Origin of the sequence: Sphingosinicella terrae, from assembly GCF_003347635.1 — a bacterium.
GTDB classification, from domain to species: Bacteria; Pseudomonadota; Alphaproteobacteria; order Sphingomonadales; family Sphingomonadaceae; genus Allosphingosinicella; species Allosphingosinicella terrae.
Window position 1 is genome coordinate 1 of sequence record NZ_QDFY01000016.1, and the last position, 26,166, is coordinate 26,166.

General features: G+C 69.2%; 23 protein-coding genes, 1 tRNA gene and 1 pseudogene. 14 read left to right on the forward strand and 11 right to left on the reverse strand.

Annotation, left to right across the window (positions count from 1 at the left end):
- From DDE10_RS20685 to DDE10_RS20700, 4 genes and pseudogenes are all read left to right on the forward strand, one after another.
- Nucleotides 1–288 (forward strand): annotated as a pseudogene (locus DDE10_RS20685) (methyl-accepting chemotaxis protein); the annotation flags it as partial.
- A gap of 242 nt (nucleotides 289–530) precedes the next feature.
- The gene (locus tag DDE10_RS20690) at nucleotides 531–791 is read left to right on the forward strand and encodes a helix-turn-helix transcriptional regulator (RefSeq protein ID WP_284734799.1); all 261 of its coding nucleotides are present in this window, start codon (nucleotides 531–533) and stop codon (nucleotides 789–791) included.
- Entirely contained in the window at nucleotides 788–1,294 is a 507-nt protein-coding gene (locus DDE10_RS20695; protein WP_114954709.1) for a hypothetical protein, read from the forward strand. The genes DDE10_RS20690 and DDE10_RS20695 overlap by 4 nt, the downstream gene beginning before the upstream one ends.
- An 80-nt stretch (nucleotides 1,295–1,374) precedes the next feature.
- A tRNA-Gly gene (locus DDE10_RS20700) sits at nucleotides 1,375–1,448 on the forward strand.
- 5 nt (nucleotides 1,449–1,453) lie between these two features.
- Here DDE10_RS20700 and DDE10_RS20705 read toward each other — a convergent pair.
- Nucleotides 1,454–2,338, reverse strand: coding sequence for a bifunctional 5,10-methylenetetrahydrofolate dehydrogenase/5,10-methenyltetrahydrofolate cyclohydrolase (locus DDE10_RS20705; protein WP_114954710.1), 885 nt, complete (start codon nucleotides 2,336–2,338; stop codon nucleotides 1,454–1,456).
- A gap of 70 nt (nucleotides 2,339–2,408) precedes the next feature.
- Nucleotides 2,409–3,038 carry a PilZ domain-containing protein gene (locus DDE10_RS20710; protein ID WP_114954711.1) on the reverse strand — a complete coding sequence of 210 codons (630 nt, stop codon included), beginning with the start codon at nucleotides 3,036–3,038 and terminating at the stop codon, nucleotides 2,409–2,411.
- A gap of 161 nt (nucleotides 3,039–3,199) precedes the next feature.
- Here DDE10_RS20710 and DDE10_RS20715 point away from each other — a divergent pair, with 161 nt between their 5' ends.
- The gene (locus DDE10_RS20715; RefSeq protein ID WP_114954712.1) at nucleotides 3,200–4,531 is read left to right on the forward strand and encodes a methyltransferase family protein; all 1,332 of its coding nucleotides are present in this window, start codon (nucleotides 3,200–3,202) and stop codon (nucleotides 4,529–4,531) included.
- Here the strand turns inward: DDE10_RS20715 and DDE10_RS20720 are convergent.
- The 4 genes from DDE10_RS20720 to DDE10_RS20735 all read right to left on the reverse strand — a co-directional run bounded on the left by DDE10_RS20720 (nucleotide 4,464) and on the right by DDE10_RS20735 (nucleotide 8,925).
- Complete coding sequence (locus DDE10_RS20720; protein ID WP_114954713.1) at nucleotides 4,464–5,663, reverse strand: PPC domain-containing protein; 1,200 nt, start codon at nucleotides 5,661–5,663, stop codon at nucleotides 4,464–4,466. The two genes, DDE10_RS20715 and DDE10_RS20720, sit on opposite strands and share 68 nt — an antisense overlap.
- 81 nt (nucleotides 5,664–5,744) lie before the next feature.
- Nucleotides 5,745–6,713, reverse strand: coding sequence for a prolyl aminopeptidase (gene pip, locus DDE10_RS20725; protein ID WP_114954714.1), 969 nt, complete (start codon nucleotides 6,711–6,713; stop codon nucleotides 5,745–5,747).
- On the reverse strand, nucleotides 6,713–8,086 hold the full coding sequence (locus DDE10_RS20730) for a glutamate--cysteine ligase (RefSeq protein WP_114954715.1): 1,374 nt from the start codon (nucleotides 8,084–8,086) through the stop codon (nucleotides 6,713–6,715). Before DDE10_RS20730 ends, pip begins: the two co-directional genes overlap by 1 nt.
- Nucleotides 8,087–8,154: 68 nt before the next feature.
- Nucleotides 8,155–8,925 (reverse strand): 16S rRNA (uracil(1498)-N(3))-methyltransferase, encoded by a 771-nt coding sequence (locus DDE10_RS20735; protein WP_114954716.1) that lies wholly within the window; start codon nucleotides 8,923–8,925, stop codon nucleotides 8,155–8,157.
- A gap of 104 nt (nucleotides 8,926–9,029) precedes the next feature.
- Here DDE10_RS20735 and ubiA point away from each other — a divergent pair, with 104 nt between their 5' ends.
- The 4 genes from ubiA to DDE10_RS20755 all read left to right on the forward strand — a co-directional run bounded on the left by ubiA (nucleotide 9,030) and on the right by DDE10_RS20755 (nucleotide 13,230).
- Nucleotides 9,030–9,959: a 4-hydroxybenzoate octaprenyltransferase gene (gene ubiA / locus DDE10_RS20740; RefSeq protein WP_114954766.1), complete on the forward strand. Its 930-nt coding sequence runs from the start codon at nucleotides 9,030–9,032 to the stop codon at nucleotides 9,957–9,959.
- Between the two features lie 87 nt (nucleotides 9,960–10,046).
- Complete coding sequence (locus tag DDE10_RS20745) at nucleotides 10,047–11,393, forward strand: TldD/PmbA family protein (RefSeq protein WP_114954717.1); 1,347 nt, start codon at nucleotides 10,047–10,049, stop codon at nucleotides 11,391–11,393.
- A gap of 4 nt (nucleotides 11,394–11,397) precedes the next feature.
- Nucleotides 11,398–12,168 (forward strand): 3'(2'),5'-bisphosphate nucleotidase CysQ, encoded by a 771-nt coding sequence (locus DDE10_RS20750; protein WP_114954718.1) that lies wholly within the window; start codon nucleotides 11,398–11,400, stop codon nucleotides 12,166–12,168.
- A 48-nt stretch (nucleotides 12,169–12,216) separates the two neighbouring features.
- Nucleotides 12,217–13,230 carry a retroviral-like aspartic protease family protein gene (locus tag DDE10_RS20755; RefSeq protein WP_114954719.1) on the forward strand — a complete coding sequence of 338 codons (1,014 nt, stop codon included), beginning with the start codon at nucleotides 12,217–12,219 and terminating at the stop codon, nucleotides 13,228–13,230.
- A 135-nt stretch (nucleotides 13,231–13,365) separates the two neighbouring features.
- Here the strand turns inward: DDE10_RS20755 and DDE10_RS20760 are convergent, their stop codons facing one another.
- Both DDE10_RS20760 and DDE10_RS20765 read right to left on the reverse strand, forming a co-directional pair.
- A complete protein-coding gene (locus DDE10_RS20760) occupies nucleotides 13,366–16,530 on the reverse strand; it encodes an autotransporter outer membrane beta-barrel domain-containing protein (RefSeq protein ID WP_114954767.1) in 3,165 nt (1,054 codons plus the stop codon).
- Nucleotides 16,531–16,831: 301 nt separating this feature from the next.
- On the reverse strand, nucleotides 16,832–17,269 hold the full coding sequence (locus DDE10_RS20765) for a CoA-binding protein (RefSeq protein WP_114954720.1): 438 nt from the start codon (nucleotides 17,267–17,269) through the stop codon (nucleotides 16,832–16,834).
- A 166-nt stretch (nucleotides 17,270–17,435) separates the two neighbouring features.
- Here DDE10_RS20765 and DDE10_RS20770 point away from each other — a divergent pair, with 166 nt between their 5' ends.
- Nucleotides 17,436–17,870: a response regulator gene (locus DDE10_RS20770; protein ID WP_114954721.1), complete on the forward strand. Its 435-nt coding sequence runs from the start codon at nucleotides 17,436–17,438 to the stop codon at nucleotides 17,868–17,870.
- A 32-nt stretch (nucleotides 17,871–17,902) separates the two neighbouring features.
- Here the strand turns inward: DDE10_RS20770 and DDE10_RS20775 are convergent, their stop codons facing one another.
- Nucleotides 17,903–18,892 (reverse strand): Mrp/NBP35 family ATP-binding protein, encoded by a 990-nt coding sequence (locus DDE10_RS20775; RefSeq protein ID WP_114954722.1) that lies wholly within the window; start codon nucleotides 18,890–18,892, stop codon nucleotides 17,903–17,905.
- Nucleotides 18,893–18,964: 72 nt separating this feature from the next.
- On the opposite strand from DDE10_RS20775, the gene hflK reads away from it, so the two are divergent.
- The 4 genes from hflK to DDE10_RS20795 all read left to right on the forward strand — a co-directional run bounded on the left by hflK (nucleotide 18,965) and on the right by DDE10_RS20795 (nucleotide 24,650).
- Nucleotides 18,965–20,062, forward strand: a complete 1,098-nt coding sequence (gene hflK / locus DDE10_RS20780) for an FtsH protease activity modulator HflK (RefSeq protein ID WP_114954768.1) — start codon at nucleotides 18,965–18,967, stop codon at nucleotides 20,060–20,062.
- The gene (gene hflC, locus DDE10_RS20785; RefSeq protein ID WP_114954723.1) at nucleotides 20,059–20,922 is read left to right on the forward strand and encodes a protease modulator HflC; all 864 of its coding nucleotides are present in this window, start codon (nucleotides 20,059–20,061) and stop codon (nucleotides 20,920–20,922) included. The genes hflK and hflC overlap by 4 nt, the downstream gene beginning before the upstream one ends.
- Before the next feature lie 130 nt (nucleotides 20,923–21,052).
- Nucleotides 21,053–22,603 (forward strand): Do family serine endopeptidase, encoded by a 1,551-nt coding sequence (locus tag DDE10_RS20790; protein WP_114954724.1) that lies wholly within the window; start codon nucleotides 21,053–21,055, stop codon nucleotides 22,601–22,603.
- 124 nt (nucleotides 22,604–22,727) lie between these two features.
- Nucleotides 22,728–24,650 (forward strand): OPT family oligopeptide transporter, encoded by a 1,923-nt coding sequence (locus tag DDE10_RS20795; RefSeq protein ID WP_114954725.1) that lies wholly within the window; start codon nucleotides 22,728–22,730, stop codon nucleotides 24,648–24,650.
- A gap of 9 nt (nucleotides 24,651–24,659) precedes the next feature.
- Here DDE10_RS20795 and DDE10_RS20800 read toward each other — a convergent pair whose 3' ends face one another.
- Entirely contained in the window at nucleotides 24,660–25,709 is a 1,050-nt protein-coding gene (locus tag DDE10_RS20800) for a 2-dehydropantoate 2-reductase (protein ID WP_114954726.1), read from the reverse strand.
- A gap of 6 nt (nucleotides 25,710–25,715) precedes the next feature.
- Nucleotides 25,716–26,162, reverse strand: coding sequence for a preQ(1) synthase (gene queF / locus DDE10_RS20805; protein ID WP_114954727.1), 447 nt, complete (start codon nucleotides 26,160–26,162; stop codon nucleotides 25,716–25,718).
- Nucleotides 26,163–26,166 lie beyond the last annotated feature (4 nt).

Consider the following 26,166-nt stretch of genomic DNA (forward strand, 5'->3'; position numbering starts at 1 on the left):
CAGTCGACCCAGCAGAATGCGGCGATGGTCGAGGAGACCTCGGCGGCCGCCCGCAACCTGTCGGGCGAGGTCGAGGCGCTGGCCGAGCAGGCCGGCCAGTTCGAGATCGGCGACGAGGGCCAAAGCCGCCGCGCTCCGGCGAAGGCGCGCAAGGCGGCCCCGGCCGCGTCGGCCGCGCCGAAGAAGGGCGGCTACGTCTCCCCGGTCAAGCCGCTCGCCGGCGCCAAGGCCAACGGCAACGGCGTCCTCGCCCATGTCGCCGATGCCGACGACTGGAAGGACTTCTGAGCTCGGCCCTCGCCGGGCATGGTCGAACGAAGCAGGGGCGCGGTGGCTTCGGCCGCCGCGCCCTTCTTACGTTCCCGAACCGGCCCAAGAACAGCTCGCCGCCGGGCAGAGGCTGCGGCCGAATCCCGGAGTGAGATGATCGCCACGGAGGACCGCTGAGCTGAGCTGCAGTCGCATCGTCTTGACGGCCTAATGGTTCGTTGTGTATACACAACATCTCGTTGCTGAGAGATGATGGTGTCGTGGGGATTCTCTATAACCGCATTGCCGTCTTCCGCGCCGAGCGCGGCGTCACCCGCCGCGAGCTTGCGGAAGCGGTGGGCGTGAACAATCAGACGATCGGCTATCTCGAGCGGGGCGACTACAAGCCCAGCCTCGAGCTGGCGATGAAGATCGCCGCCTTCTTCGGCGTTCCGATCGAGCTGCTCTTTTCCTTCCGTCCCTTCGAATCCGTCGCCGACACCATGCGCCGCGCCGCCGCGGCGGGAGAGCGAAATCCATGAGCCTGCTCGAGAGAATGGACCGCCTCGTCTACGCGACGCGGATCGACCGCCTGATCTTCATGAAATCGGAGCCGCGCAGCTACCGCTGGACGCCGCTGCTGGTGATCGCGGCTCTGGTCGCGGGCTATGGGATCATGGCGAACGCCGGACGCGCGATCCCCGATTATTTCGTCGGGTGGTTCTTCTTCTACGGCGCTTTCCTCGCCGCGGGCTTTCTACGCGCCCTGGGGCCGCGCTTCACCGCGACCGCGACCGGGCCGCTCGACGAGCGGGAACTGATGGTGAAGTCGCAGGCGCACGCCATCGCCGGAATCGTGCTCGGCGTCGTGATGATGCTCGGCTGCTTCTACATGGCCGCCGCCGGCGCACCCTTTCTTTGGCATCCGCAGGGGCCGCTCGACTGGATCAATCTCGGCTTCGGGGTTCAGGCCGTCAGCCTGCTCCTGCCCACCTGGATCGCCAGCTGGATCGAGTCGCCGCGGGAAGCGGATGCCGAGGATTGACCGCGACGGCGGGGAGGGGCGGGCGTCACGTCCCCTCTTGCAAAATGTACCGGCCGGATTAGGTCATGCCCTCGGCGCGGGCGGGTATAGCTCAATGGTAGAGCACTAGCCTTCCAAGCTTGTGATGCGGGTTCGATTCCCGCTACCCGCTCCAGCCGGTCAGCCCGCAACCGCCGATTTCGCCTCCGCCCGCCGCAGACGTGCCTTCGCGGCGCGGAGCGTATTCTCCATAAGGCAGGCGATGGTCATCGGCCCGACGCCGCCCGGCACCGGCGTGATCGCCCCGGCCACTTCGCGCGCCTCCTCGAAGTCGACGTCGCCGGCGACCCGGTAGCCGCCCCCGGGCTTGGCGATGCGGGTGGTTCCGACGTCGACGACGATCGCCCGCGGCTTGATCCAGTTGCCGCGGACGAGGCCAGGTTTGCCGACCGCGCTCACCAGGATGTCGGCGCCCCGGCAGATGAAGGGCGTGTCGCGGGTATGGACGTGCGCGACCGTCACCGTCGCGCGCGCCTCGAGCAGCAAGGCCGCCATCGGCTTGCCGACGATGTTGGAGCTGCCGATGACGACCGCGTGCATGCCGGTGAGGTCGGGCACCACCGACCGGATGATCTTGAGGCAGCCCAAAGGCGTGCAGGGGATGAGCCCTTCGGCGCCCTGCGAGAGCAGGCCGGCATTGAGCGCATGGAGGCCGTCCACATCCTTGGCCGGATCCACCGCCGCCATCACGCGCAGCGTGTTGATCTGCTTGGGCAGCGGCAGCTGGACGAGGATGCCGTCGATCGTGTCGTCCTGGTTGAAGCGGGCGATCTCGGCCAGCACCTGCGCCTCGGTGGCGTCCCCCGGCAGCAGCGTGACATCGGCGGCGAAGCCGAGGTCGCGGGCCAGCTTGATCTTGCCGCGGACATAGAGGTGGCTGGCGGGATCGTCGCCGACGAGGAGCACGGTGAGGCCGGGCGGCCGCGGCAACCCAGCCATCTCCCGCCTGACGTCCTCGACGACGCGGGCGGCCAGAGCGCGCCCGTCGATGATTTCCGCTGTCACGCTGCTGCCTCCGTCCGCGAACGCTATGCTCCATCGCAAATCGGACGGCGAAGCGCAATCGGCGGGAGGATCAGCTTCCGCGCTTCAGCCAGGCGATGAGCTGATCGAACGGGACGGCCTGATTGAACGAGACGCCGCAGAAGCGGTCCTTCTGCCAGCGCACCGTCCCGGCCACCGGCCCGAAATGTTCGGGGGTGATGACGATCTCGGCGCCGATCTCGAGCGGCTGCTCGAATTCCAGCTTCACCCCGCCCTGCGAGATGTCGCGGATATGGACCCAGTGGGTCACGGCCCCGTCGCGCAGGGTGGCCAGCCGGTCGACCTCGACGCGGGGCATGCGCGGCCGCCAGCCATTGGGCAGCACCGGTGGATTGGCGAGCAAAGCGGTGATGTCGACCGGGACGTCGAAGGCGATCCCGGCATTCTCGTCCTTCACCCAGGCGATCCGGCCCTCGATCTGCTGGTTCGACTTCAGCTCGACGAGCACCTTCTGCTCCGGCTCGACCGGGCTGTAGACGTGGGCGAGCAGTCCGCCTGCAGAGATGTTGCGGATCAGGCACAGCTCGCGGCGGCCGTCGATGATCAAGGTTCCGACCCTGAGGATGGTGACGACCCGGTCCTGCTGCCGCCGTTCGGGCGGATCGGGGACCCGATCGGAGAAGGAGAAGCGGGTCTCCTCGATGCGGTTTTCAGTCAGCATCTTTCGTCCTCGCAGCAAGCGCCCAGTCTCGTCTTTTCCCCTTCTGCCGGAAAACTGCTTTAAGAAGTGCTTACCGGCGGGATCGTTCTTTCGCCGTACCGAACCGGCACCGGACGCCGCTTTCACCGCTTGCTTACCTCTGGCCCTTATGGAGGGCCGCCATGACCGTCGAAGCGAAGCCGGGCGACGCGCCCCACACCGATCCGCGTCCGGCGTCGGCGGTCAGCGCCGCGACCGGCCTGGTCGGGCTCGGCGGTCTCGTTTTGTGGACCTTGGTGGCCCGCCATTTCGGCATGATCGGGCCACTCGCCGCGCTGACCGCCTTGGTCGCGTGCGCCGTGCCGATGCTGCTCTGGTCGATCCTGGTCGACAAGGTCCACCGCCGGCCGACCACCGGGATCGACTGGGATGCCGCGCCGCGACCCCTGCGCGAGACGATCGATATCAGCCTGGTCAAGCTTGCCGGGCTGTGGGGCATCTGGGGCGTGATCGGCGCGCTCTATTGCATCGCCCGCTGGTATTGGGACGGCGCCTATCTGTTCGCCATGCAGGTGATCGGCGTCGCCGCGATCCCGATGGTCCTGCTGTCCTTCCCCTATCTCCTGTGGCTCGACCGCCGGCTGGCCGAGCCGCGCGACGGCGCCTGGCATTTCGGGCAGTGGCTGATCGGCCGTCCCGAGGCCGCCGACCGCGAGATCCTATACGATTTCCTGCGCGCCTGGGCCGTGAAGGGGTTCTTCCTCGCCTTCATGATCTCGATCGTGCCCGGCAATTGGGCGGAGACGATCCGGCTGGAATGGGCCTGGATCGCCGACAATCCCGCCAATCTGGCGCGCTGGCTGATCGCGGTCATGTTCATGATCGACGTCGTGTTCGCGACCGTCGGCTACGCCCTCACCCTGAAGCCGCTCGACGCGCATATCCGATCCGCCAACCCCTATACGGCCGGATGGGTCGCCGCCCTGATCTGCTATCCGCCCTTCATCCTGATGAATCCCGGCGGGCCGCTCGATTATCATATCGGCGCCGAAGACTGGACCTGGTGGCTGGCCGATCATCCGTGGCTGATGACCTTGAACGCGGTCTGGCTGGTCTTCCTGACCGGCGTCTATGCCTGGGCGACGGTGGCGTTCGGCATCCGCTTCTCCAACCTCACCCATCGCGGCATCCTGACCAACGGGCCCTATGCCTGGAGCAAGCATCCGGCCTATCTGTCGAAGAACCTGTTCTGGTGGTTCGCGGCGCTGCCCTTCCTTGCGAGCACCGGAAACCCGGTCGACATGGTCCGCAACACGGTGGTGCTCGCCCTGATCGGCGGCGTCTATTACTGGCGCGCGCGTACCGAGGAGCGGCACCTGATGGCCGACCCCGCCTATCGCGAATATGCCGAGTGGATGGAGCGCAACGGCCCCATCCCCCGCCTGATCAATGCCCTGAGTGGTCGTCCATCCCGAGATCGGCCGGGCCCGCCTCGGCCGGCAGCGGCGGAGTGACCGGCTCGCTGATCCGCAGGCGGTAGGCGCCCGCGGCGCCGGCGCTGAACGAGCTCACCCGCACGACATAATCACCGTCCTCGCTGGCCTGGAAGGCGAGCAAGGAATTGACGCCCGGTCCGGAATCGTCGTCCATGTAGAGCGGCTGGCCGTTGCGCCCGCTCATCGGCAGCACCGCCACGGTCGTGTCGAAGCCGTCGGCATCGGCGATCACCAGCCTGGTCTCGCCGGCGCGCATCCGCACCAGATAGTCGTCGAAAAACTGCCCTTCATTGTCGGGATCGCTGCTCGACAGCTCGCCCTGCCAGATGTGCCAGACCGTCTGCGCGCGCTCACCGGCCGGCGCGGCGTTCGGCGCCGGCAGCGGCGGCAGCAATTCGGCACCCACCCGATAGGCGCCGCCATTGCCGCCGACCGAGCGCACCCGCAGCGAGTAGATGCCGCTCTCCTCCGAGGCGAAGCTCACCCGCGAATTGAGGCCCTCGCCATAATCGTCATTCTCGGCCGCGACACTCTCGTCGGATTCGCGAACCAGCTGGATCTGGGTGTCGAAATCCTCGGAAGTGGCGGAGAAGCGATAGCGGCGCCCCGCCTCGAGCTGGAGCCGGTGCTCGGCATAAGGCGGCTCGACATAGGCCTGGTCCGCGCCTTCCGGCTGCGTCGGCGCGGACTCCAGCCGGCCCTGGCCCTCGAAGCCGCGGCCCTGCGGAACCTGCGCGGCCGGCGGCAGCGGCGGCAGGATCCCCGCCTCGGCCCGATAGGCGCCCCGGCCGTCGCCCGAATAAGCAAGGACCCGGAGGCGATATTCGCCCGCGGCCTCCGGCGTGAAGACCAGCCGCGAGTTGAAGCTGCCGCCATAATCGTCGTTGGTCGCCACCGGTTCGTCGGCGCCCGCCCGGTAGAGCCGGATCACGGTGTCGAAATCGTCGGAGCTGGCCGAAATCTGGTAGCGGCGCCCGGCCTCCAGGGTCAGCCGGTGATCGTCGTAGCGCCGGTCGCCGTCCTGGCTGTCGCTGTCCTCGAGGCGGCCGTCGGCCGACCAGCTCGGCGTCGCGGCGGGCTGGGCGAGGGCGGGCAGCGCGACGAGCGACGCGCCCAGCAGGAAGGCCGCGGCTTTGAGACGATGATTCATGATTCCCCCCGAATGGATGCCGGCCGGCGAATCGCCGAGCCGGCCGATGGTAGCGGCGCGGCCCGTGGGCCGGTATCGAATTCAGCGCGCGGCGAAGGCGTCGCTGGCGCGGACGAGGCCGTCGAGGATTCCGGGCTCGTTGAACAGATGGCCGCCGTCGGGAACGATCTCGAGCTTCGCTTCCGGCCACGCCTTGTGCAGGTCCCAGGCCGTCACCGGCGGCGTGCAGCAATCGTAGCGCCCCTGGACGATCACCGCCGGAATGTCCTTCAGCCGGGCGGCGTTCCGGATCAGGCTCCCCTCCTCGATCCAGCCCTTGTTGACCATGTAGTGATTCTCGATCCGGGCGATGGCGATCGCGAAATCGTCCTCGGTATGCTCCTCGATGACGTGGGGATTGGGGAGCAGGGTCACCGTCTCCGCTTCCCATTGGCTCCAGGCCTTGGCGGCGGCGAGCTGCGCCGCCGGATCGCGACCGGTCAGGCGGCGATGATAAGCGGCGACGAGATCGTCGCGCTCGGCCTCCGGGATCGGGGCCAGGAACGCCTCCCACTTGTCGGGAAAGATCTCCGACGCGCCATGGCGGTAGAGCCAGTCCAGCTCCGACTGGCGAAAGGTGAAGATGCCGCGAAGCACCAGCTCGGTGACCCGTCCGGGATGCGCCTGCGCGTAGGCGAGGGCCAGCGTCGAGCCCCAAGACCCGCCGAACACCATCCATTTGTCATGGCCGATCAGCGCACGCAGCCGCTCGATGTCATCGACGAGATGCCAGGTCGTGTTCGCCTCGAGGCTGGCATGCGGGGTCGAGCGTCCGCATCCCCGCTGGTCGAACAGCAATATGTCGTAGCGCGCGGGATCGAACTGGCGCCGATGATCGGGGCTGCACCCGGCGCCCGGTCCGCCATGGAGGAAGACGACCGGCTTCGCGCCCTTGGTGCCGCACCTTTCCCAATAGAGGCTGTGACCGTCGCCGACGTCCAGCCGGCCGGTCGCGAACGGCTCGATCGGAGGATAGAGCGTGCGTCGCTCTGCGGCTCGCGCGTCGGTCATCAGAAGCTCTCTTCCTCGTAGATGCGGGACAAGTCGCCCGCCCATTCGCCATGATAGCTTTCGAGCAGCCGCTCGGCCGGGGTCTTGCCCGACGCCAGCACCTCGCGCAGCGGATCGAGGAAGCCGGATTCGTTGTCGCCCGAGGCGTTCAGCTTGCCGCGCGCGTTGAGCCCCGCTTCGGCGATCGCGAGGACGCGGCGGCCGAGCTCGAGCAGGGTCTCGCCGGTCGCGGTCGGGGCGCGCAGGCCAAGCTTCGGGACGGCGTCCCTGAGCGCCTGGTGCGCTTCGATCGGCCAGTTCTTCACCTCGTCCCAGGCGGCGGCGAGGGCGTCCGGCTGGTAGAGCAGCCCGACCCAGAAAGCGGGAAGGGCGCAGATCCGGTTCCACGGGCCTCCGTCCGCGCCCCGCATCTCGAGGAAGCTCTTCAGGCGCACTTCCGGGAAGATGGTGGAGAGGTGATCGGTGAAGTCGGAGACGAGCGGCCGCTCGCCGGGAAGCGCCGGCAGCCGACCGTCGAGGAAATCGCGGAAGGACTGGCCGGAGGTGTCGATATAGCGTCCGTCCCGGAAGACGAAGTACATCGGCACGTCGAGCGCGAAATCGAGATAGCGCTCGTAGCCGAAGCCGTCCTCGAAGACGAAAGGCAGCATGCCGGTCCGGTCCGCGTCGGTGTCCGACCAGATGTGGCTGCGATAGGAAAGGAAGCCGTTCGGTCTGCCCTCGGTGAAAGGCGAGTTGGCGAACAGGGCGGTGGCGAGCGGCTGAAGCGCCAGGCCGACCCGGAACTTCATCGCCATGTCCGCCTCGGACTCATAGTCGAGGTTGGTCTGGATGGTGCAGGTGCGAAGCATCATGTCGAGGCCGAGGCTGCCGACCTTGGGCATGTAGGAGAGCATGATCGCGTAGCGGCCCTTGGGCATCACCGGCAGGTCAGCCCGGCTCTTGTCCGGCCACATGCCGAGGCCGAGGAAGCCGATTCCGAGCTCGTCGCCCACCGCCTTGACCTGGGCGAGGTGCCGCCCGGCCTCGCAGCAGGTCTCGTGGAGATGCTCGCGGGGCGCGCCGGAAAGCTCGAGCTGGCCGGCGGGCTCCAGGCTCACCGCCCCGTCCGGGCCAGTCAGCGCGATGATGTTGCCATTCTCCTCGACAGGGGTCCAGCCGAAGGAGACCATCTCCGTGAGCAGGTCGCGAATGCCGCCCGGCGCGTCATAAGCGGGAGCGCTATGATCGCTGCGCCGATAGACGAATTTCTCATGCTCGGTGCCGATCCGCCAAGCTTCGCGCGGCTTCTCGCCGCCGGCGAAGACGGCGAGCAGATCCTCGCGGCCTTCGATGGGATGGTCGCCCTTGAGCGGGCCGGTGCGGGTCGTCATCGCCGCCGCTCTAGCGGGGCCGCGGGCGCCCCGCCAGCGGGTTTCAACGGGCTACCCATCAGCCTGCCTTATTGCTCGGGCGGCGCGGAGCGCGGCGGCCGGCTCCAGTCGCCGGCGGCGCTCATCCACAAGGCGATCGCGGCCACGGCGGCGGTCTCGGCGCGCAGGATCCGCGGCCCCAGCGAGACCGGCCGCGCCGCCTCCAGCGAGCGGATCGCGTCGCGCTCGGCCGCGGTGAACCCGCCTTCCGGCCCGATCAGGATCGCCGCCGGGGCCGGACCGGCGGCCTCGGCCAAAGGAACGCCGCCTTCCTCGTCGGCGAACAGCAAGGATCGCCCCGCAGACCAGCTGCGCAGCAGCGCGTCGAGCCGCACCGGCTCGGCCAGCTCGGGGAGCGCGGTCCGGTCGCATTGCTCCGCCGCCTCGACCGCATGGGCGCGCAGCCGATCCAGGTTGAGCCGGTCGACGATGGTGCGCTGGGTCAGCACCGGAAGCAGCCGCGCCGCGCCGAGCTCGGTGGCCTTCTCCACCAGCCAGTCGATCCTGCCCCGCTTGATCGGCGCGAAGAGCAGCCACAGGTCCGGCGCGGGCTCGCGCTCCCGAAGCCGTCGCCGGATTTCGAGCGAAACCCGCTTGCGGCCCGCCGCCTTGATCTGTGCCAGCCATTCGCCGGTGCGGTCGTCGAACAGCTTCACCTCGGCCCCCGGCTGCAGCCGAAGGACGTTGCCGAGATAATTGGCCGCCGGCCCGTCCAGGGTCAGAAGCGTATCCGCGGCCAGCGCCTGGTCGATGTACAGTCGCGGCAGGCTCGACGGCGGCCAGGCGGGAGTCGCGGGCATGAGATCGGAGGCTCCTTGGTCAGTTCGACTCCCGCTGCGATGTTGCCGCTGCCGAGCGATCGGGCAAGCTTCGAAATGCGGTGCGCAGGCGCTATGGCGGCGCGATGAACATCGCCGCCGAAGACGTGGTTCCCGACAGCGAGAGGCGTGGCCTCATCGGTGCGCTTCCCCGCGCCGCCCGGCCCTATGCCTCGCTGATCCGGCTGGATCGGCCGATCGGCGCCTGGCTGCTCTTCTGGCCGGGCGCCTGGGCGGCCGCCCTGGCCGGCCTGTGGAAGGAAGGCGGCGGCGTCGACGGTTGGGCGCTCGTCGCCTGGCTTGCGCTCGGCGCCTGGGCGATGCGAAGCGCCGGCTGCGTCTATAACGACATCGTCGACCGCGATCTCGATCGCCGGGTCGAGCGCACTCGCCTGAGGCCCCTGGCGAGCGGCCGGGCCTCGCTTCGCGGCGCCTGGGCGGTGCTGACGGCGATGAGCCTGGTCGGCCTCGTCGTCCTGCTCCAGCTCGACCGGCCGGCGCAGATCGTGGCGCTCGCCAGCCTGGCGCCGGTCGCCCTCTATCCGTTCATGAAGCGGATCACCTGGTGGCCGCAGGCCTGGCTCGGCCTCGTCTTTTCGTGGGCGGCCCTGGTCGGGTGGATGCAGATCGCCGGCTCGCTGACGGCACCGGGCCTGCTCCTCTATGCCGGCTCGATCTTCTGGGTGATCGGCTACGACACCATCTATGCGCTGCAGGATCGCGAGGACGACGCGCTGGTCGGCGTGCGCTCGTCGGCGCGGGCGCTGGGCCGTCATGCGCGGCTGGGAGTCGCCTTCTGCTACGCCGCCGCGCTCGTCCTCTGGGCGCTCGCCATTTCCGGGCTGCGCCAGGAAGGCTACGCCTTGCTCGCCTTGCTGCCGGTGGCGCTCCACTTCCTGTGGCAGGTGGCGACGCTGAAGACGGAGGAAGGCGACGATGCCCTCGCCAAGTTCCGCTCCAATCGCTTCGCCGGCCTGCTCATGTTCCTCGCCTGCCTGGTCGTCGGCACGGCCTGATCCATCGCTCCTGACGGGAGCGCGCCCGGGCCGGGACCCGCGATCACGACCATTGCCGATCACGCGTCCGGACCCTAACTGCCCCCCATGCTTGACGTCCAGGAAGCCGAAGGGCGCGCCGCCGCCCTCATCCACGCCGCCCGCAAAGCGGGCGCCGATGCCGCCGATGTCCTCTATGTCGGCGAGGCTTCGACCGGCGTCCAGGTCCGCCTCGGCGCGCTGGAGGATGTCGGCCGGTCGGAAGGCGAGGAGATCGGCCTGCGATTCTTCGTCGGGCGCCGTTCGGCGAGCGTCTCCTCGTCCGATCTCTCGCCCGACGCGCTCGCCGCCTTGGTCGACCGTGCCGCCGCGATGGCGCGCGAGGCGCCCGAGGATCCCTATTCCGGCCTGGCGCCGGAAGGCCGCCTCTATCGCGGCGAGCCGGTCGACATCGACGGCGACGACGAGGCCGATCCTTCGCCGGGCGAGCTCAAGGCGCGGGCGCTCGAGATGGAGGAGGCCGCCCGCTCCGTCCCCGGCATCACCAACAGCGAAGGGGCCGGGATCAGTGCGGGGCGAAGCGTCGTCGCGCTCGCCACCAGCCACGGCTTCGTCCGCGGCTATACGTCCAGCGGCTACAGCGCGGGCGTCAGCGTCATCGCCGGCACCGGCGCCGGAATGCAGCGCGATTCGGCGAGCCACCAGGTTCGCCATTATGCCGATCTGGAGGGACCCGCTCCGCTCGGCAGCCTCGCCGCCACCCGCGCGCTGGGGCGCCTCGATCCGGGCAAGCTGCCGAGCGGCACCATGCCGGTATTGTTCGACCCTCGGGTCGGCGGCAGCCTCGTCGGCCATCTTCTCGGTGCGATGAGCGGCGCCGCCATCGCCCGCAAGACCAGCTTCCTGCTTGGCCGGGAGGAGGAGGCCATCTTCCCGGACGCAATCAAAGTGGTCGACGATCCGCATCGGCGGCGCGGGCTCCGCTCCAAACCTTTCGACGGCGAGGGCGTGGCGACGCGGCCCTCCCGGCTGATCGACGGCGGGCGCGTCACCGGCTGGCTGCTCAACAGCGCCGCCGCGCGGCAGCTCGGTCTCGAGACCAGCGGTCATGCCAGTCGCGGCACGGGCGGCGCGCCCGGCGTCGGCGCCACCAACGTCCATATCGAGCCGGGGGCGCAGTCGCCCGAAGCGCTTCGCGCCGACATCGCTCGCGGTCTCTACGTGACCGAGCTGATCGGGCAGGGCGTCAACACGGTCACCGGCGACTATAGCCGCGGCGCTTCCGGCTTCGTCATCGAGAATGGCGAGCTGACCACCGCCGTCGCCGAGATCACCATCGCCGGCAATCTGATCGAGATGTTCCGCACGCTGAGCGCCGCCGACGATCTCGACCATCGCCGCGCGATCAACGTGCCGACGCTGCGGGTCGAAGGCCTGACCGTCGCGGGAGCCTGAGTCCTTGGGTGCGGACCTCGACGTCGTCGCGCGGATCGCCGCCGAGGCCGGCCGCATCGCCGCCGCCGCCTGCGGCAGCGATTTCGGGCGCTGGGAAAAGAGTCCCGGAAATCCCGTCTGCGACATCGACCTCGAGGTCGACGCCTTTCTCCACGAGCAGCTGAGGGCGCTCGACCCCGAAGCGGGCTGGCTGTCCGAGGAGAGCCTGGACCTGTCCGACCGGATCGAACGGCGCCGTCTGTGGGTGGTCGATCCGATCGACGGCACCCGCGACTATCTGCGGCAACGGCCGGGCTGGTGCGTGTCGGTGGCGCTGGTCGAGGACCGCGTGCCGGTGCTCGGCGTGCTGTCGGCGCCGATGCGGGGCGAATTGTGGACGTCGGCGCGCGGGCAGGGCAGCTGGCGCAACGGTGAGCCGCTCCAGGCCAGCAAGCGACTGGAACTCGGCGGCGCGCGGGTCCCGGCGGAGCATCTTCCCGATGCGGACGGCGATCTGGTCGCCGTGTCGCGGCCCAACTCGATCGCGCTGCGCATCGCCATGGTCGCGGCCGGCGAGGCCGATCTCGTCGCGACCTTGCGCTGGGGCTATGAATGGGACATCGCCGCCGCCGCTCTGATCGCGGACGAGGCGGGCGCCACCGTCACCGGCGCGCTCGGCCAGCCCCTCGCCTTCAACACCGCGTCCGGCGAGGCGTTCGGCGTGCTCGTCGCCGCGGCCGGCATCCACGGCGCCGCCGTCGAGCGGCTTCGCGAGCGGGCAATGGCGGTAGTGTAATTCACGCGGGTTGGGGCTACACTGTCCTCGGTGGGCGGGAGAACAGTGATGCAATCTACCCTCAAGGCTCTTGCCCTCGCGCTGCTGACGACGGCGGCGCCGCTGCCCGCCCAGCAGCAGCCCCAACCGGTCGATCTGGCTCCGCCCAATCCGACCACCGCCTCCCCCGAAACGGCTTTCGCCGAGACGCTCGGCTTCGAGGAGGACCGGACCCAGCGCATGACCGTGCCGGTCACCATCGACGGTCAGGGCCCCTACAGCTTCATCGTCGACACCGGTGCCGAGCGGACCGCGATCTCGCGCGAGCTCGCCAACCGGCTCGAACTCAACCCCGGCCGCACGGCCGTCGTGCACAGCATGACCGAGGTCAGCCGGATCGACACCTTCGTCATCCCCGAGCTCGAGATCGGCCGGCGGACGGTCAGCGATATCCATGCGCCCGCTCTCGCCCGTCACCATCTCGGCGCCGAAGGGCTGCTCGGCATCGACAGCCTGCAATCGCAGCGCGTCGAGCTCGATTTCATCAACCAGGTGATGACGGTGACGCCGTCGCGGCGTCGTGAGCAACGGTGGCCGAGCGACACGATCGTGGTCAGCGCGCGCAACCGCTACGGCCATCTGCTCCTCGTCGACGCAACGTTCGACGGCCAGCGCATCTACGTCATCGTCGATACCGGATCGCAGGTGACGGTCGCCAACAGCGCCCTTCGCCGTCGACTCGAGGCACGGCGCCGGCTGAGCGCCCTCCATCCGATCCGGATGATGAGCGTCACTGGCGGAATCCTCGAGGCCGAATATGGTATTGCCCGCGAAATCAGGATCGGCGGCGCCGGCATCCGCAACCTGCCCGTCGCCTTCGCCGACGTGCAGCCCTTCCGGAAGCTGCAACTGACCGAGCAGCCGGCGATCCTGCTCGGCATGGACGCGCTGCAGCTGTTCGAGCGGGTGTCGTTCGACTTCGCCAATCGGCGCGTCCGGTTCCTCGCCCCCGATACGTCGATGCGAACGACCGACGTGCGGATGGCGAGCACCAACGCCATGGGCATGAGGTGGGGCAGCTAGAGCTGTCGTCGGCCGGCGGCAGGCTTGCCGCGGCTCGGACCCGGCGGAGACCCGGATAACGAAAGCGGCCGACCCGATATCATCGGATCGACCGCTCCCGAATTCCCGCCCCGCGAGGGGAGAGGCCTGGGTTGCTCAGAAGGTCGAGTGCAGGGTCAGGCGCGCCGAGATGGCGGCCTCGCCGAACTGCTCCTCGGCGCCGACCTCGCCGCCGACGCGAAGATGGCGGCTGCCGCCGAGCAGCCGCAGCCGACCGGTCCAGCCGCTCTCCCGCTCGTCCGGCACCAGGGTGAATTCCTCGCCGTCGGCGAAGCGCGCGGTCGTGCTGCCGAGCGATCCTCCGACGATCTGACGGCGGCCGCCTTCGATCTCGACGCGGAAGAAGGTCTCTTCCGGGTCGAGGCTGGCGAGATCGTAGCCCAAGGTGAGGGTTCCGCTCGCCGCCAGCTCGTCGCTGTCACGCCCGCCGACGACGAGGTTGAATCCGTCGCCCCCGCCGGTCTCGGTATAGCCGCTCTCGTCCAGCGTATAATATTCGAGGGTCGCTGCCGGGCGGATGCTGAGCCGTCCGGTCCGCACCTCGTAGGAGAGGCCGGCCCCGGCCGACAGCAATGTGCCGTTCCAGTCGCCGCGTGCCTCGCGGGTCACCGTCTCGCCGTCGACCGTGCCGATGAAGGTGCGCAGCGAGTCGAAGCCGACCCGGGCCGCGGAGGCTCGGGCGAAGGCGCTCAGATTGCCCCAGCTCCCGCGCCAGTAGCCGGTGAGCTCGAACTGCTCGGTGCTCACCTCGTTGTCGGTGCTGCGGTCGACGTCGTCGCCGAGCAGGTAGGACAAGGCGACACCGAAGGCGCCCATGTTCCCGGCCCTGATCTCGGCGCCGCCGGATGCGCCCCAGCCGCTCACCTCATAGGCGGCGGTGTCGGTGAGATCGGTGCTCGATCCCCAGGCGACCTGCTGGAGAAAGAAGCCCCAGCCGCCCATGTCGAGGACGGGCGCACGCGGATCCGCCAGGAAGCGGGTGGTGGCGCGCGAACCTTGCGTCACCGTCTCGAACGCGCCGCCGGCATGATCGGGCAGCATCTGGCGCAGCGTGGCGCGGAACTGGTTGCCGTCGGCGACGCCGAGGAAGACGCCCTCGATATCGTCATCCTCGCCGAGTGCCGCATAGACGGCGTCGAACGCGCTCGTCTCGGACCGGTTGAGGCCGAGCTCGGTGGCGTTCTTGCGCCGGATCGACAGCGACACCTCGCCCGAATTCTGGTTGGCGCTGACCGAGCCCGCATAGAGGAAGGGAAGGACCGCCTCGCCGAGCGAGAGGTTCGATCCGCCGGTCAGCGTGCCGGCCCGGACGACGACATAATTGCCGACGCTCGCCGCCGTGTTGGTGATATTCACGACCAGCTTCGATCCGGTGGCGAAGCTCGCCTCCCCGGCGACCTGGTACAAGGTGCCGTTGCCGCCGGCCGGGTTGATGTTGACGCGGATCGATCCGCCGCCCGAGACGGCCAGCGAGTTCAGCGACACGGTGCCGGTATTGGTGAGGTCGAGCGCGCCGCCATTGACCGTGACCGCCAGGCTGCCGCTATTGGCCAGCGTGCCGGTCAGGCGGGAGGTGCCGGCCAGCGCAAGCGTGTTGGCGCCGGCGCCGAAATCGACCTGGCCGATATAGGCGGCGTTGCCGCTCAGGCTGAGCCGGTCGGCGCCCGCGCCGAAGCGGGTGGTGCCCTCGACGGTGCCGCTGCCCACCTCGAACAGGTCGTCGCCGGATCCGAAAAGGACGTTGCCGACGATCTCGCTGGCCGGCGCGTTCTGCGCGGCCGCGGTCTGCCGGACGATGGCGCCGCCATTGTTGGCGCGAAGATCGATGGCGATGGCGCTGTCGGGGCCGGCGCCGGCGACCGCCCCGATCGTGCCGCTATTCTCGACCAGCCCGACCGTGCCGGCGAGATCGATGATCGCGCCGGCCGATCCGTTCGCGCCCCCCGCCGAGGCGGTGATGCTGCCGCTGTTGCGGATGGTCGACAGGCTGGCGCCCGATTCGATCACCAGCGCCCGCGTGGATGTCGCGGCGGTGCCGCCGCCGCCGCTGGCCGAGATCGCGCCGCTGTTGACAAGATTGGGGACGCTGGTGCCGCTGCCGAGGCGCAACGCGGTCGCGCCGGCATTGTTGGCATTGGCCGCGACCGTGCCGGCGACGGTGATGCCGCCGGCGATCGTGACATTGCGGCCGAGCCCGCCGATCACCAGGCCGTTGCCGGCGACTCCGCTATAGACGCCGCTGCCGCCGATGATGCCCTTGATGACGATGCCGTGGCCGGAGGCCTGGCCGGCGACGGCGCCGATCGCGACATCCTGCGTGGCCGATCCGATCTGCACCGCGGGCGCCGCACCGTAGGAGCGGATGACGGCATTGCCCTCCTCGCTGTCCTTGATCCCGTCATCGTCCTCATCGTCGTCGGTGGTGCTGTTGTTGGGCGGCGCCACGTCGAACAGGATGCCGCCGGCGACGTTGCCGGCGATGCGCAGCGCCGGCCCGCCCTGGAGCAGGTCGTCGGCGTCGAGCTTGGAGGGATCGGCGGGGGCGGTGGTCGAGCGGTAGCCGGTCGCGTTGATGTTGCCCTGGACGGTCAGCCGACCGCCTATATTGCCGTCGAGGGCGGCGCCCACGGAATTGGCGCCGCGTGCCTGCACCGTACCGTTCAGCGTGACGTTGCCGTCGACCGCGCCGGCGCGCACGCCGTAGGAATCGTTGCCGAGCACGTCGATGGTGCCGCCGTTCGAGAGCGACCCCGCCAGTCGGCTGCCGAGCCGGATCCCTGCCGACTGGTTGCCTTCGATGGTGATCGTGCCGCTGTTGCTGATGGGGCCGGTGAAGGTGCCGCCGGCACCGACGAGGATGCCGTTGCGGCCGCTGCCCTGCGCGAAGGGACCGTCATTGTCGCCGTCCTTGTCGCCGTCGGCCGGGGTATAATCCTCGTCGAGGATGATCTTGCCGCTGTTGGTGATCGTTCCGGCCCGGCCCGGATTGGCGAGGATTCCGGTGGAATTGTTCGCGCCGGTGATCTGGATCGTGCCCTGGTTGATCACATTGTCGTTGCTGTCGATGGTGATGGCGGTCCCGGAAGTCGGCTTGACCGAGCCGTTGGTGCCGATGCGGATGTCGTCGGCGCCGCCATTGGCGACGGTGGAGGTGCGCAGCGGCGCGGTGCGGGCGTCGTTGATCACCGTCTCGGCATGGAGCGGCGCGGCGAGGCCGAGGACGGCCGGAGTCAGGCAGGTGGCGGCAAGCAGTTGGCGCATGTACGAGACCTCTTGTTCGGCGCGGCACCCGGCGCCGGCCGTGATTTCGAATTCCTGGTGGCGAACGAACGACCGTCTCCTCGTCCGCGCGAGCGAGGCAACGGCCGGTTCGGCATCCCCGAAGGTCATGACGGCGCCGCCCGCGCGAACCCGCAGGGCCGATCGATCTTTTGGAAATCAGCACGCGGAAGCGGACTGCGATCAGCCTCGACGGAGCCCGAGCAAAAGCGCGGGCGGCGGGCTCATGCGCACGGCGCCGAGGCGATTATCAGGGGGCAAGCCGGAAAATTGGGTCGCTGGCTCAGCCTGCCGGCGCCACCGGCGGCACCCGCAGGCGCGGAATGTCGATCTTGGGGCAACGGTCCATCACCACCTTCAGCCCGGCCGCCTCGGCGCGAGCCGCCGCTTCCTCGTTGATCACGCCGATCTGCATCCACACCGATTTCGCGCCGGCGGCGATCGCCTCGTCCACCGCCTCGCCGGCCGCCTGGGGCCGGCGGAAGATGTCGACCATGTCGATCGGCTCGCCGATCTGCGAAAGGTCGCGCCAGACATATTCGCCGTGGACGTGCTCGCCGGTGATCTGCGGATTGACCGGCAGCACGCGATAGCCGCGGCTCTGGAGATAGGCCATGACCCCGTAGCTCGGCCGGTCGGGGCGGTCGGACGCGCCGATCATCGCGATCGTCCGGGTGGAGGCCAGCAGCTCGTATATCTCTTCGTCGCGGGTCAGCGGCATGATCGGCTCCTTTCGCTGCGGCAACTCCCGGGCGGGCGGCAGGGTCCCGAAGACGGCGCCGACCCTTTATCCTGGTTTAGCATGATTGCACGAAACCCTCGCGCCTCTCCGGACTTATGTTGCTAAGGTCGGGGCGAATCCCTCGGGAGCCGACAGGAGCGCGGACATGGACGACACGACATCCCCCTCTTCACCCGGCGACGAGGGCGCGCCCGTTCGCCACGTCCTCCTGGTCGAGGACGAGGAGCTGGTCGCGATGGCGCTGGGCGACGAGCTCGAGCGGCTGGGCTGGTCGGTCGTCGGCCCGGCGACCACGCTCGAGGAAGCGCAGCGGCTGGTGTCGAGCGGCGTCCAGCTCGACGCGGCGATACTCGACGTCAATCTGCAGGGCCGCTGGGCCCATGGGCTCGCCGAAGAACTGACGCGTCGCGGCGTCCCGTTCGTCGCCTGCACCGGCTATGAGATGGTCGACCCCGACGGCCGCTTCGCCGGCGTGCCGGTGATCACCAAGCCGATCACCGCCGATCGCCTGAGCGCGACCCTGACCGACCTGATGGAGCGCGCCGAGCCCCACAACCCGATCACCCCCAGCGCCGGCTGATCCCGATCCGGGGCGGAGGGGTCACCGGCTGGTCAGCCGGCGACGGTGAAGGACGGTGTCCCCTTGGCCAGCCGCTCGAGCAGCCGGCGCGCCAGATCCCGGAACAGGGTCGCTTCCTCTCCCTCGCCGGCCGCCGGCGGGGTGCCGGCGTCGGACGCCTTGCGGATCGACAGCCGCAGCGGGATCCGCCCCAGAAACGGGATGCCCATGACCTTGGCGGCCGCTTCGGCGCCGCCGCTGCCGAACGGGTCGCTCAGCTCTCCGCAATGGGGGCATTGGTAGCCCGCCATATTCTCGATCAGCCCGGTCACCTCGACGTCCATCTTGCGGAACATGTCGATCGCCCGGGTGGCGTCGATCAGCGCGAGGTCCTGCGGCGTCGAGACGATCACCGCGCCGGCCGGCTTCCACTTCTGGATGAGGGTCATCTGGACGTCGCCGGTGCCGGGCGGAAGATCGATCACCAGCAACTCGCAATCGCCCCAGTCGCCTTCCATCAGGTTCGACATCGCGCTCGCCGTCATCGGTCCGCGCCAGGCGACCGCCATCCCCGGCTCGATGAGCTGGCCGATCGACAGCATCCGCACGCCATGCGCGGGCAGCGGCACGATCTGGTCGTCGACCATGTCCGGCCGGTTCGGCTGCCCCATGATCCGCGGCTGCGACGGGCCGTAAATGTCGGCGTCGACCAGCCCGATCTTCTTGCCCAGCCGCGCCAGCGCGACGGCGAGATTGGCGGCGACCGTCGACTTGCCGACGCCGCCCTTGCCACTGGCGACCGCGACGATGGTGCGCTCGCGTTTCTCTGTCGTCATCGCGATCCGGGTATCGATGATCTCGGGCATGGCGATCGTCGCCGCCCTCAACTGCCGCTCGAGATGGGCCCGCTCGTCCGCCGAAAGGCCGGTCGCGTCGACGACGACGGTGGCGATTCCGTCCTTGAGCCGGCTCATCACGAGCCGCGCGCCGAGGCCGTTCACGGCGGCGAGCGCCGCCTTCAGGGGGTCATTGGGATCGCTCATTCGACCGCCGATAAGGAAAGCGGCACGGCTTGGCACTGTTTTTCCGCCGAGGCGCTTTATATAGAGACCGGCATGAAACGATTTTTCTGGTGGGTAAGACGCCCCGGCGCGGTCTTGAGCGACAATCGGGGCGGGCCCTGGGGCGCGGGCGGCGGCGACGGCGGTGGCGGAGGCTCGGGCGGCGACGGGCCGCGCAATCCCTGGGGACAGCCGCCGCGGCGGCGCAAGCCCGGGCGAACCGCCGACATCACCTCGCTCGACGAGTTCCTGAAGAAGAGCCGAGCCCGCTTCGGCGGCCGCTTTCCGTCCTCCCAGGACGGGCGGCCTTACTGGCTCTACGGCCTGATCGCCTTCATCCTCCTGTGGATCCTGCTGACCAGCGTCCACCGCATCAGCCCGCAGGAGCGCGGGGTCGTCACCTTTTTCGGCGAATATACCCGCACCATGCAGCCGGGCATCGGCTTCTCGTGGCCGGCGCCGATCGGACGGGTCGAGAAGCTCGACGTGGAGAATATCCGCACGCTGACCATTCCGGGCAGCGCGGGCACGGAGAATCTCATCCTGACCGGCGATCAGAATGTGATCGATCTTGCTTATTCCGTGCGCTGGAACATCAAGGATCCGCAGCGCTTCCTGTTCCAGATCGCCGAGCCCGAGCAGACCATCCAGGAAGTCGCCGAAAGCGCGATGCGCGCGGTCGTCGCGCGGGTGTCGCTCGACGACGCGATCGGCGCCGGCCGCTCCGACGTCGAGCAGAGCGTGGAGCAGAACATGCAGCAGCTGCTCGACGATTATGGCGCCGGCGTGCGAATCCAGGGCGTGGCGATCAACCAGTCGGTGCCGCCTGCGGCGGTCAACGAGGCCTTCCTCCAGGTCTCGGCCGCGCAGCAGCAGGCGCAGAGCTACATGAACGACGCGCGCGCCTACGCGCTCCAGATCACCGCAAAGGCCCAGGGCGACGCCGCCGCGTTCGAGAAGGTCTATGCGGAATATCGCGCCGCACCCGAAGTGACGCGGCGACGCATGTATTATGAAACGATGGAGCGGATCCTGTCACGCGTCGACACGACGATCATCGAGGCGCCGGGGGTGACCCCCTATCTGCCGCTGCCGGAGATCCAGAGGCGCCAGGCCCAGCCGCAGCCGCAGCAGGGAGCCCCGGCCCAATGAGCAGCGTCCTTCGCAACCCGATCGCCCTGATCATCGTGGCGATCCTGCTGCTCTTCCTGGTCGGCAGCACCTTCACCACCGTGCCCGAGACCAAGCAGGCGGTGATCACCCGGTTCGGCGAGCCGGAGCGGATCCTCAACCGCTACCGGGCCGGCGAGACGTTCGGTCAGAGCGGTGCCGGGCTTGCGGCCCGTTTTCCGTTCGTCGATGAAATCGTCTGGATCGACAAGCGCATCCAGTCGATCGACATGGAGAACCAGCAGGTCCTGTCGACCGACCAGCTCCGCCTGCAGGTCGACGCTTATGCGCGCTACCGGATCGTCGATCCGCTGCGCATGTACATCGCCGCGCGCTCCGAGCAGAATGTCAGCGATCAGCTCCGGCCGATCCTCGGCTCGGCGCTCCGCAACGAACTCGGCCGCCGTCCGTTTGCTGCGCTGTTGAGTCCGGAGCGCGGGCAGATGATGGACAATATCCAGAACGCCCTCAATCGCGTCGCCATCCAATATGGCGCGCAGATCGTCGACGTCCGCATCAAGCGTGCCGATCTCCCCGACGGCACGCCGCTCGAATCCGCCTATGAACGGATGCGTACCGCCCGCCAGCAGGAGGCCCGCTCGATTCAGGCGCAGGGCCTCAAGCAGGCCCAGATCATTCGCGCCGAGGCGGATGCCGAGGCGGCGGCGACCTACGCCCAGGCCTTCAACCAGGATCCATCCTTCTACGATTTCTACCGGGCGATGCAGTCCTACGAGGCGAGCTTCATCAGCCAGGCCAATGGCGACGGGCAGCGCGGACGGACCAACGTCATCCTGTCGCCGGACAATGAATATCTGCGTCAGTTCACGGAGCCGCGCTAGCTGATGGGGCGCGCAACGCCATTCAATCGCCGTTCAGCCGCCCCATCTACTTGACGAGCCATATCGGCGGAAAGGTCGGCGCCGCGGGCTCCGGCGCGGCCTTCCGGACCGGAAGAGGAGGATCGGACACGTGCGTTACGTTTATGGAGTCACTGCTGCCCTGCTGCTCGGCGGCGCCGCCGCCACGCTGACCCTGCAGCCGGTCGGCGCGCAGACCGCGCAGAACGAACCCGGCGCCATCACCGTCCCGCGGACCGGCGCGCCGCCGAGCTTCGCGGACCTGGTCGAGCGGCTCCAGCCGGCGGTGGTCAATATCTCCACCCGCCAGAGCGTTCAGATGCGCCAGCGCGCGCTGCCGCCCGGCTTCGAGGAATTCTTCCGCCGCTTCGGCGCCCCGGTTCCCGAGGGGGACGGCGGCGACACCGTCACCCAGCGCGGCGGCTCGTTGGGCTCCGGCTTCATCATCTCCGCCGACGGCTACATCGTCACCAACAACCACGTCGTCGCTCCGGCGCGGCCGGATGCGGTGATCGAGCAGATCACCGTCACCTTGTCCGACCGCACCGAATATGAGGCGGAGGTGGTCGGCCGCGACCAGCTCGCCGACATCGCCGTGCTCAAGGTGACGCCGAACCGCGCCCTGCCGTTCGTCCGCTTCGGCGATTCGAGCCAGGTCCGCGTCGGCGAATGGGTGGTCGCGATCGGCAATCCGTTCGGGCTCGGCGGTACCGTCACCGCCGGTATCATCTCGGCCGTCCACCGCAACATCAATGCCGGCCTCTACGACCGCTACATCCAGACCGACGCCTCGATCAATTCGGGCAATTCGGGCGGCCCGATGTTCGACCTCCAGGGCAATGTCATCGGCATCAACACCGCCTTGATCTCGCCCACCGGCGGCAATGTCGGCATCGGGTTCGCCATCCCGGCCGAGCAGGTGCGCCCCGTCGTCGACGCGCTGCGTCGCGGCGAGCGGGTCCGCCGCGGCTATGTCGGCGTCGGCCTCCAGGACATCGACGAAGGCGTCGCCGCCGCGCTCGGCATCGACCGCAACCGCGGCGAGCTGATCCGCACCGTGACCCCCGGCGGTCCCGCCGACCGGGCCGGGATCCGCCAGGGCGACGTCGTGGTCAGCGTCGCCGGCCAGCCGGTCACCCCGGACCAGACGCTCGCTTACCTCGTCTCGCGCCAGGAGATCGGCGCGCGCGTGCCGTTCGAGATACTCCGCAACGGCCGCCGCAGCACGGTCACGGTGACCATCGCCGAGCGCCCCACCGAGGAGGAGTTGGCGCGGCTCAACAATATCGAGCCCGACGAGGCGACCGTGCCCGAGCCGAGCAAGGCGGACGAGCAGTCGGCCGGCCAGCGCTCGACCCAGGGGAGCCTCGGCCTCAGCGTCCAGACGCTGACGCCGGATATCGCCCGGCGCCTGCGCATCACCGATGCCAATGTCCGCGGGGTCGTCGTCGCGGCGGTCGAGCCGAACAGCGATGCGGGGCAGAAGGGCGTCCGCGCCGGCGACGTGATTCTCTCGATCAACCAGACCTCGACGCCCAATCCGGAGGCGGCGGCGTCGGCGATCGCCGAGGCGCGCCGCGCCGGCCGGGATTCGGTGCTGCTGCTCATTCGCCGCGGCTCCCAGCCGCCGGTCTATGTCGGCGTCGCGCTCAGCGGCGACTGAACAGCGCTTGCCGCCGGGCCGCGGGCGGGGCTAGTCCTCCTCCGATGCGGCCCGGCACTCGCGCCGGACGCGGCGGGGAGCGGCCGTGGCCCGATCGATCGAAGGGGACGTGACAGCGCGTCCAATGCGTGAGCTGACGCTGCGGGCGGTCGTCCTCGGCGGTCTCATCACCCTCGTCTTCACCGCGGCCAATGTCTATCTCGGCCTTCGGGTCGGGCTCACCTTCGCGACCTCGATCCCGGCCGCCGTCATCTCGATGGCGGTGCTGCGCTGGTTCGCCTCCTCGAACATTCTCGAGAACAATATCGTCCAGACGATCGCGTCGGCCGCCGGCACGCTGGCCGCGATCATCTTCGTCCTGCCCGGCCTCGTCATCGTCGGCTGGTGGAGCGGCTTTCCCTATTGGACGACCGCCGCCGCGACCGCCGTCGGCGGCATCTTGGGGGTCATGTTCTCGGTACCCCTGCGGCGCGCGCTCGTCGTCGACACGCCGCTGCCTTATCCCGAAGGCGTCGCCGCCGCCGAGGTGCTCAAGGTCGGTGCCGGGTCCCGCGAAGGCGATATCGAGAACGAGAAGGGACTCAGGGTCATCGTCGTCGGCGCGCTGACCGCCGCCGCCTACAGCCTGATCGCCAAGACGCGACTGCTCGTCGAGGAAGCGGCCCATTATTTCCATGTCGGCCCGGCGGCGACCGGAATCTCCGCCGGCCTCTCCTACGCGCTCGTCGGCGCCGGGCATCTCGTCGGCCTTTCGGTCGGCATGGCGCTGCTCGTCGGCCTGATCCTCGGCTGGTGGGTCCTGCTGCCGATCCTGACCAGCGGCTTGCCCGGACCGGCCGAGGAAGTCGCCGGCGCGGTCTTCGCGTCGGAAGTGCGTTTCTTCGGCGCCGGCGTGATCGGCGTCGCCGCGATCTGGACCCTGCTCAGGATCATCGGGCCCATATTGAAAGGCATTGCGGGTGCGATGGCGGCCTCGCGGCTGCGCGCGTCCGGTGCCGCCGAGGCGCTGCCGCTGGTCGAGCGCGACATGCCGATCCGGGTCGTTGGCGCCGTCATTCTCGGATCGATGGTGCCGATCGCCGTCCTGCTCTGGCTGTTCATCGCCGGCGGTCCGCTCGAAGGGGCGGCGGTGCCACTCATCCTCGGCACGCTTCTCTTCATCCTCGTCGCCGGCCTGATCATTGCCTCGGTCTGTGGCTACATGGCCGGGCTCATGGGCGCATCGAACAGCCCGATATCCGGCATCGGCATCCTGGCGATCCTGGCGGCCGCCCTGCTGCTCGCCGCCGGCTTCGACGGCGCCGCCGAGGGCGAGATCCGCGCGCTGATCGCCTATGCCCTGTTCGCGACCGCGATCGTGTTCGGCATCGCCACCATCTCGAACGACAATCTCCAGGACCTCAAGACCGGCCAGCTGGTCGGCGCGACGCCGTGGCGCCAGCAGCTCGCTCTGGTCTACGGCGTCATCTTCGGCTCGATCGTCATCCCGCCGGTGCTCGAGATGCTCAACGCTGCCTATGGCTTCGCCGGGGCGCCCGGCGCCGGCGACGATGCGCTGGCGGCGCCGCAGGCCGGATTGATCTCGGCACTGGCGACCGGAGTCCTCGGCGGCGACCTCAACTGGCGGATGATCGGTTTCGGCGTGCTGGCCGGCATCGGCGCGGTCATCCTCGACGCGGCGCTGGGCCGGGCCGGCAAGCTCCGCCTGCCTCCGCTCGGCATCGGCATCGGCGTCTACCTGCCGATGTCGGTGACCTTGCCGGTGGTGATCGGCGCCGTGCTGGGCAAGCTCTACGACCGGCGTGCCGAGCGCTCCGCCAACCCGGAATTCGCCAAGCGGATGGGGGTGCTGCTCGCCACCGGCCTCATCGTCGGCGACAGCCTGCTCAACGTCGCCTTTGCCGGCATCGTCTATTATGCGGATGAAGGCGCACCTTTGGCGCTGGTCGGTCCCGAATTCGCGCCGATCGCGCTGGTCGCGGGCACCCTGGTCTTCGTGACGTTGCTGGCCCTGCTCTACCGTTCCACCGCCCGCGTCAGGCTCTGAGGGGAAGGGTCAATAGCCGAAGCCTGGAAGGGCTCGGCCCTCCAGGACATGATCGCGCAGCTCGCGCGGCCCCCAGTGCCGCTCGACGCCGGCCTCGGCCTGGCGGATGAGCTCGACGATCCGCTCGTTGACCGGGGCGCGGCGGCCGAGCGAGCGAGCCAGCTTCACCACTTCGCCGTTGAGATAGTCGATCTCCGTCGGCCGGCCGGCGGCGAGGTCGTCGGCCATGGAAGAACGCGCATCGGCGTCGATCTTCTGCACCTTGAGCACCGTCCGCCGGAACAGGAAATCCGGGGCGGCGACGATGTGGGGGACGAGCTTGGGCGGGAAGGGGCCGATCTGGGCCGGCCGGATTCCGGACTTGTCGAGCAGCTCGAGCGCCTCGACCTGGGAAGCGGCGACGACGCGGCGATAGTCGCGCTCGCCCAGCTGGTCGAGCAGGGTCCTCCCGGACAGCGCGTTGACGGCATTGTTGAGGTTGATGAGCAGCTTGCCCCAGGCGACTCCTGCCATGTCGTCCGACAGGCGCAGCGCGCCCGGACCCTTGCCGAGCCGCGCCGCCAGCGCGCGGGTGACCTCATGGTCTTCCACCCACAGCGTTCCCGCCACGCCCTTGTGCCAGCGCCCGTTGGGCAGGCGGGCGACGTTGAACGGCACCATGCCGCGAAGGACCGTGAACCCGGGCAGCGCCTCGTTCAGCGTGTCGACATTGCCGACGCCGTTCTGGAAGCTGATGATCGTCGCGTCCTTGCGGGCATGGCGCCCGATCTGCGCCGCCGCTTCGGGCGTGTCCTGGCTCTTGACGCACAAGGCGACGATATCGGCCTGCGCCATCGCCTTGGGAAAGGTGGAGAATCGCACTTCGTCCGGCCGCGCCTCGATCCGGCGGCCTTCGCTGTCCGTGACCGTGAGGCCGTTCGCCTGGATCTCGTCGCGCACCGTCGAGCGGCCGATGAAGGTGACGTGGAGGCCGGCGATCGCCCACACCGCGCCGATGTAGCAGCCGACCGAGCCGGCGCCGAAGATCGCGATCCTGGGATCCTGGAGCGGCGCGGCCAAGCCGGATCAGCCCCGTCCGCGATAGGCGGCGACCCCCTGGTCGGGGACCCAGAGGCCGGCCGGCGGATCGCCCGACTGCCAGAAGACGTCGATCGGCATGCCGCCGCGCGGATACCAGTAGCCGCCGATGCGCAGCCATAGCGGTTTCATCTCGTCGACCAGCCGCTCGGCAATGCCCACCGTCACCGCCTCGTGGAACCCGCAATGGTTGCGGAAGGCGCCGAGGAACAGCTTCAGCGACTTGGATTCGACGATGAGCTCTCCCGGCGCATAGTCGATCACGAGGTGCGCGAAATCGGGCTGGCCGGTGACCGGACAGAGCGAGGTGAATTCCGGCACGGCGAAGCGGACGAGATAAGGACGGCCGGGCCGCGGGTTCGGCACATAATCGAGCTTCGCCTCCTCGGGCGAGGCGGGCAGGCTGCTGGTCCGGCCGAGATGGGTGAGGTCCATGGCG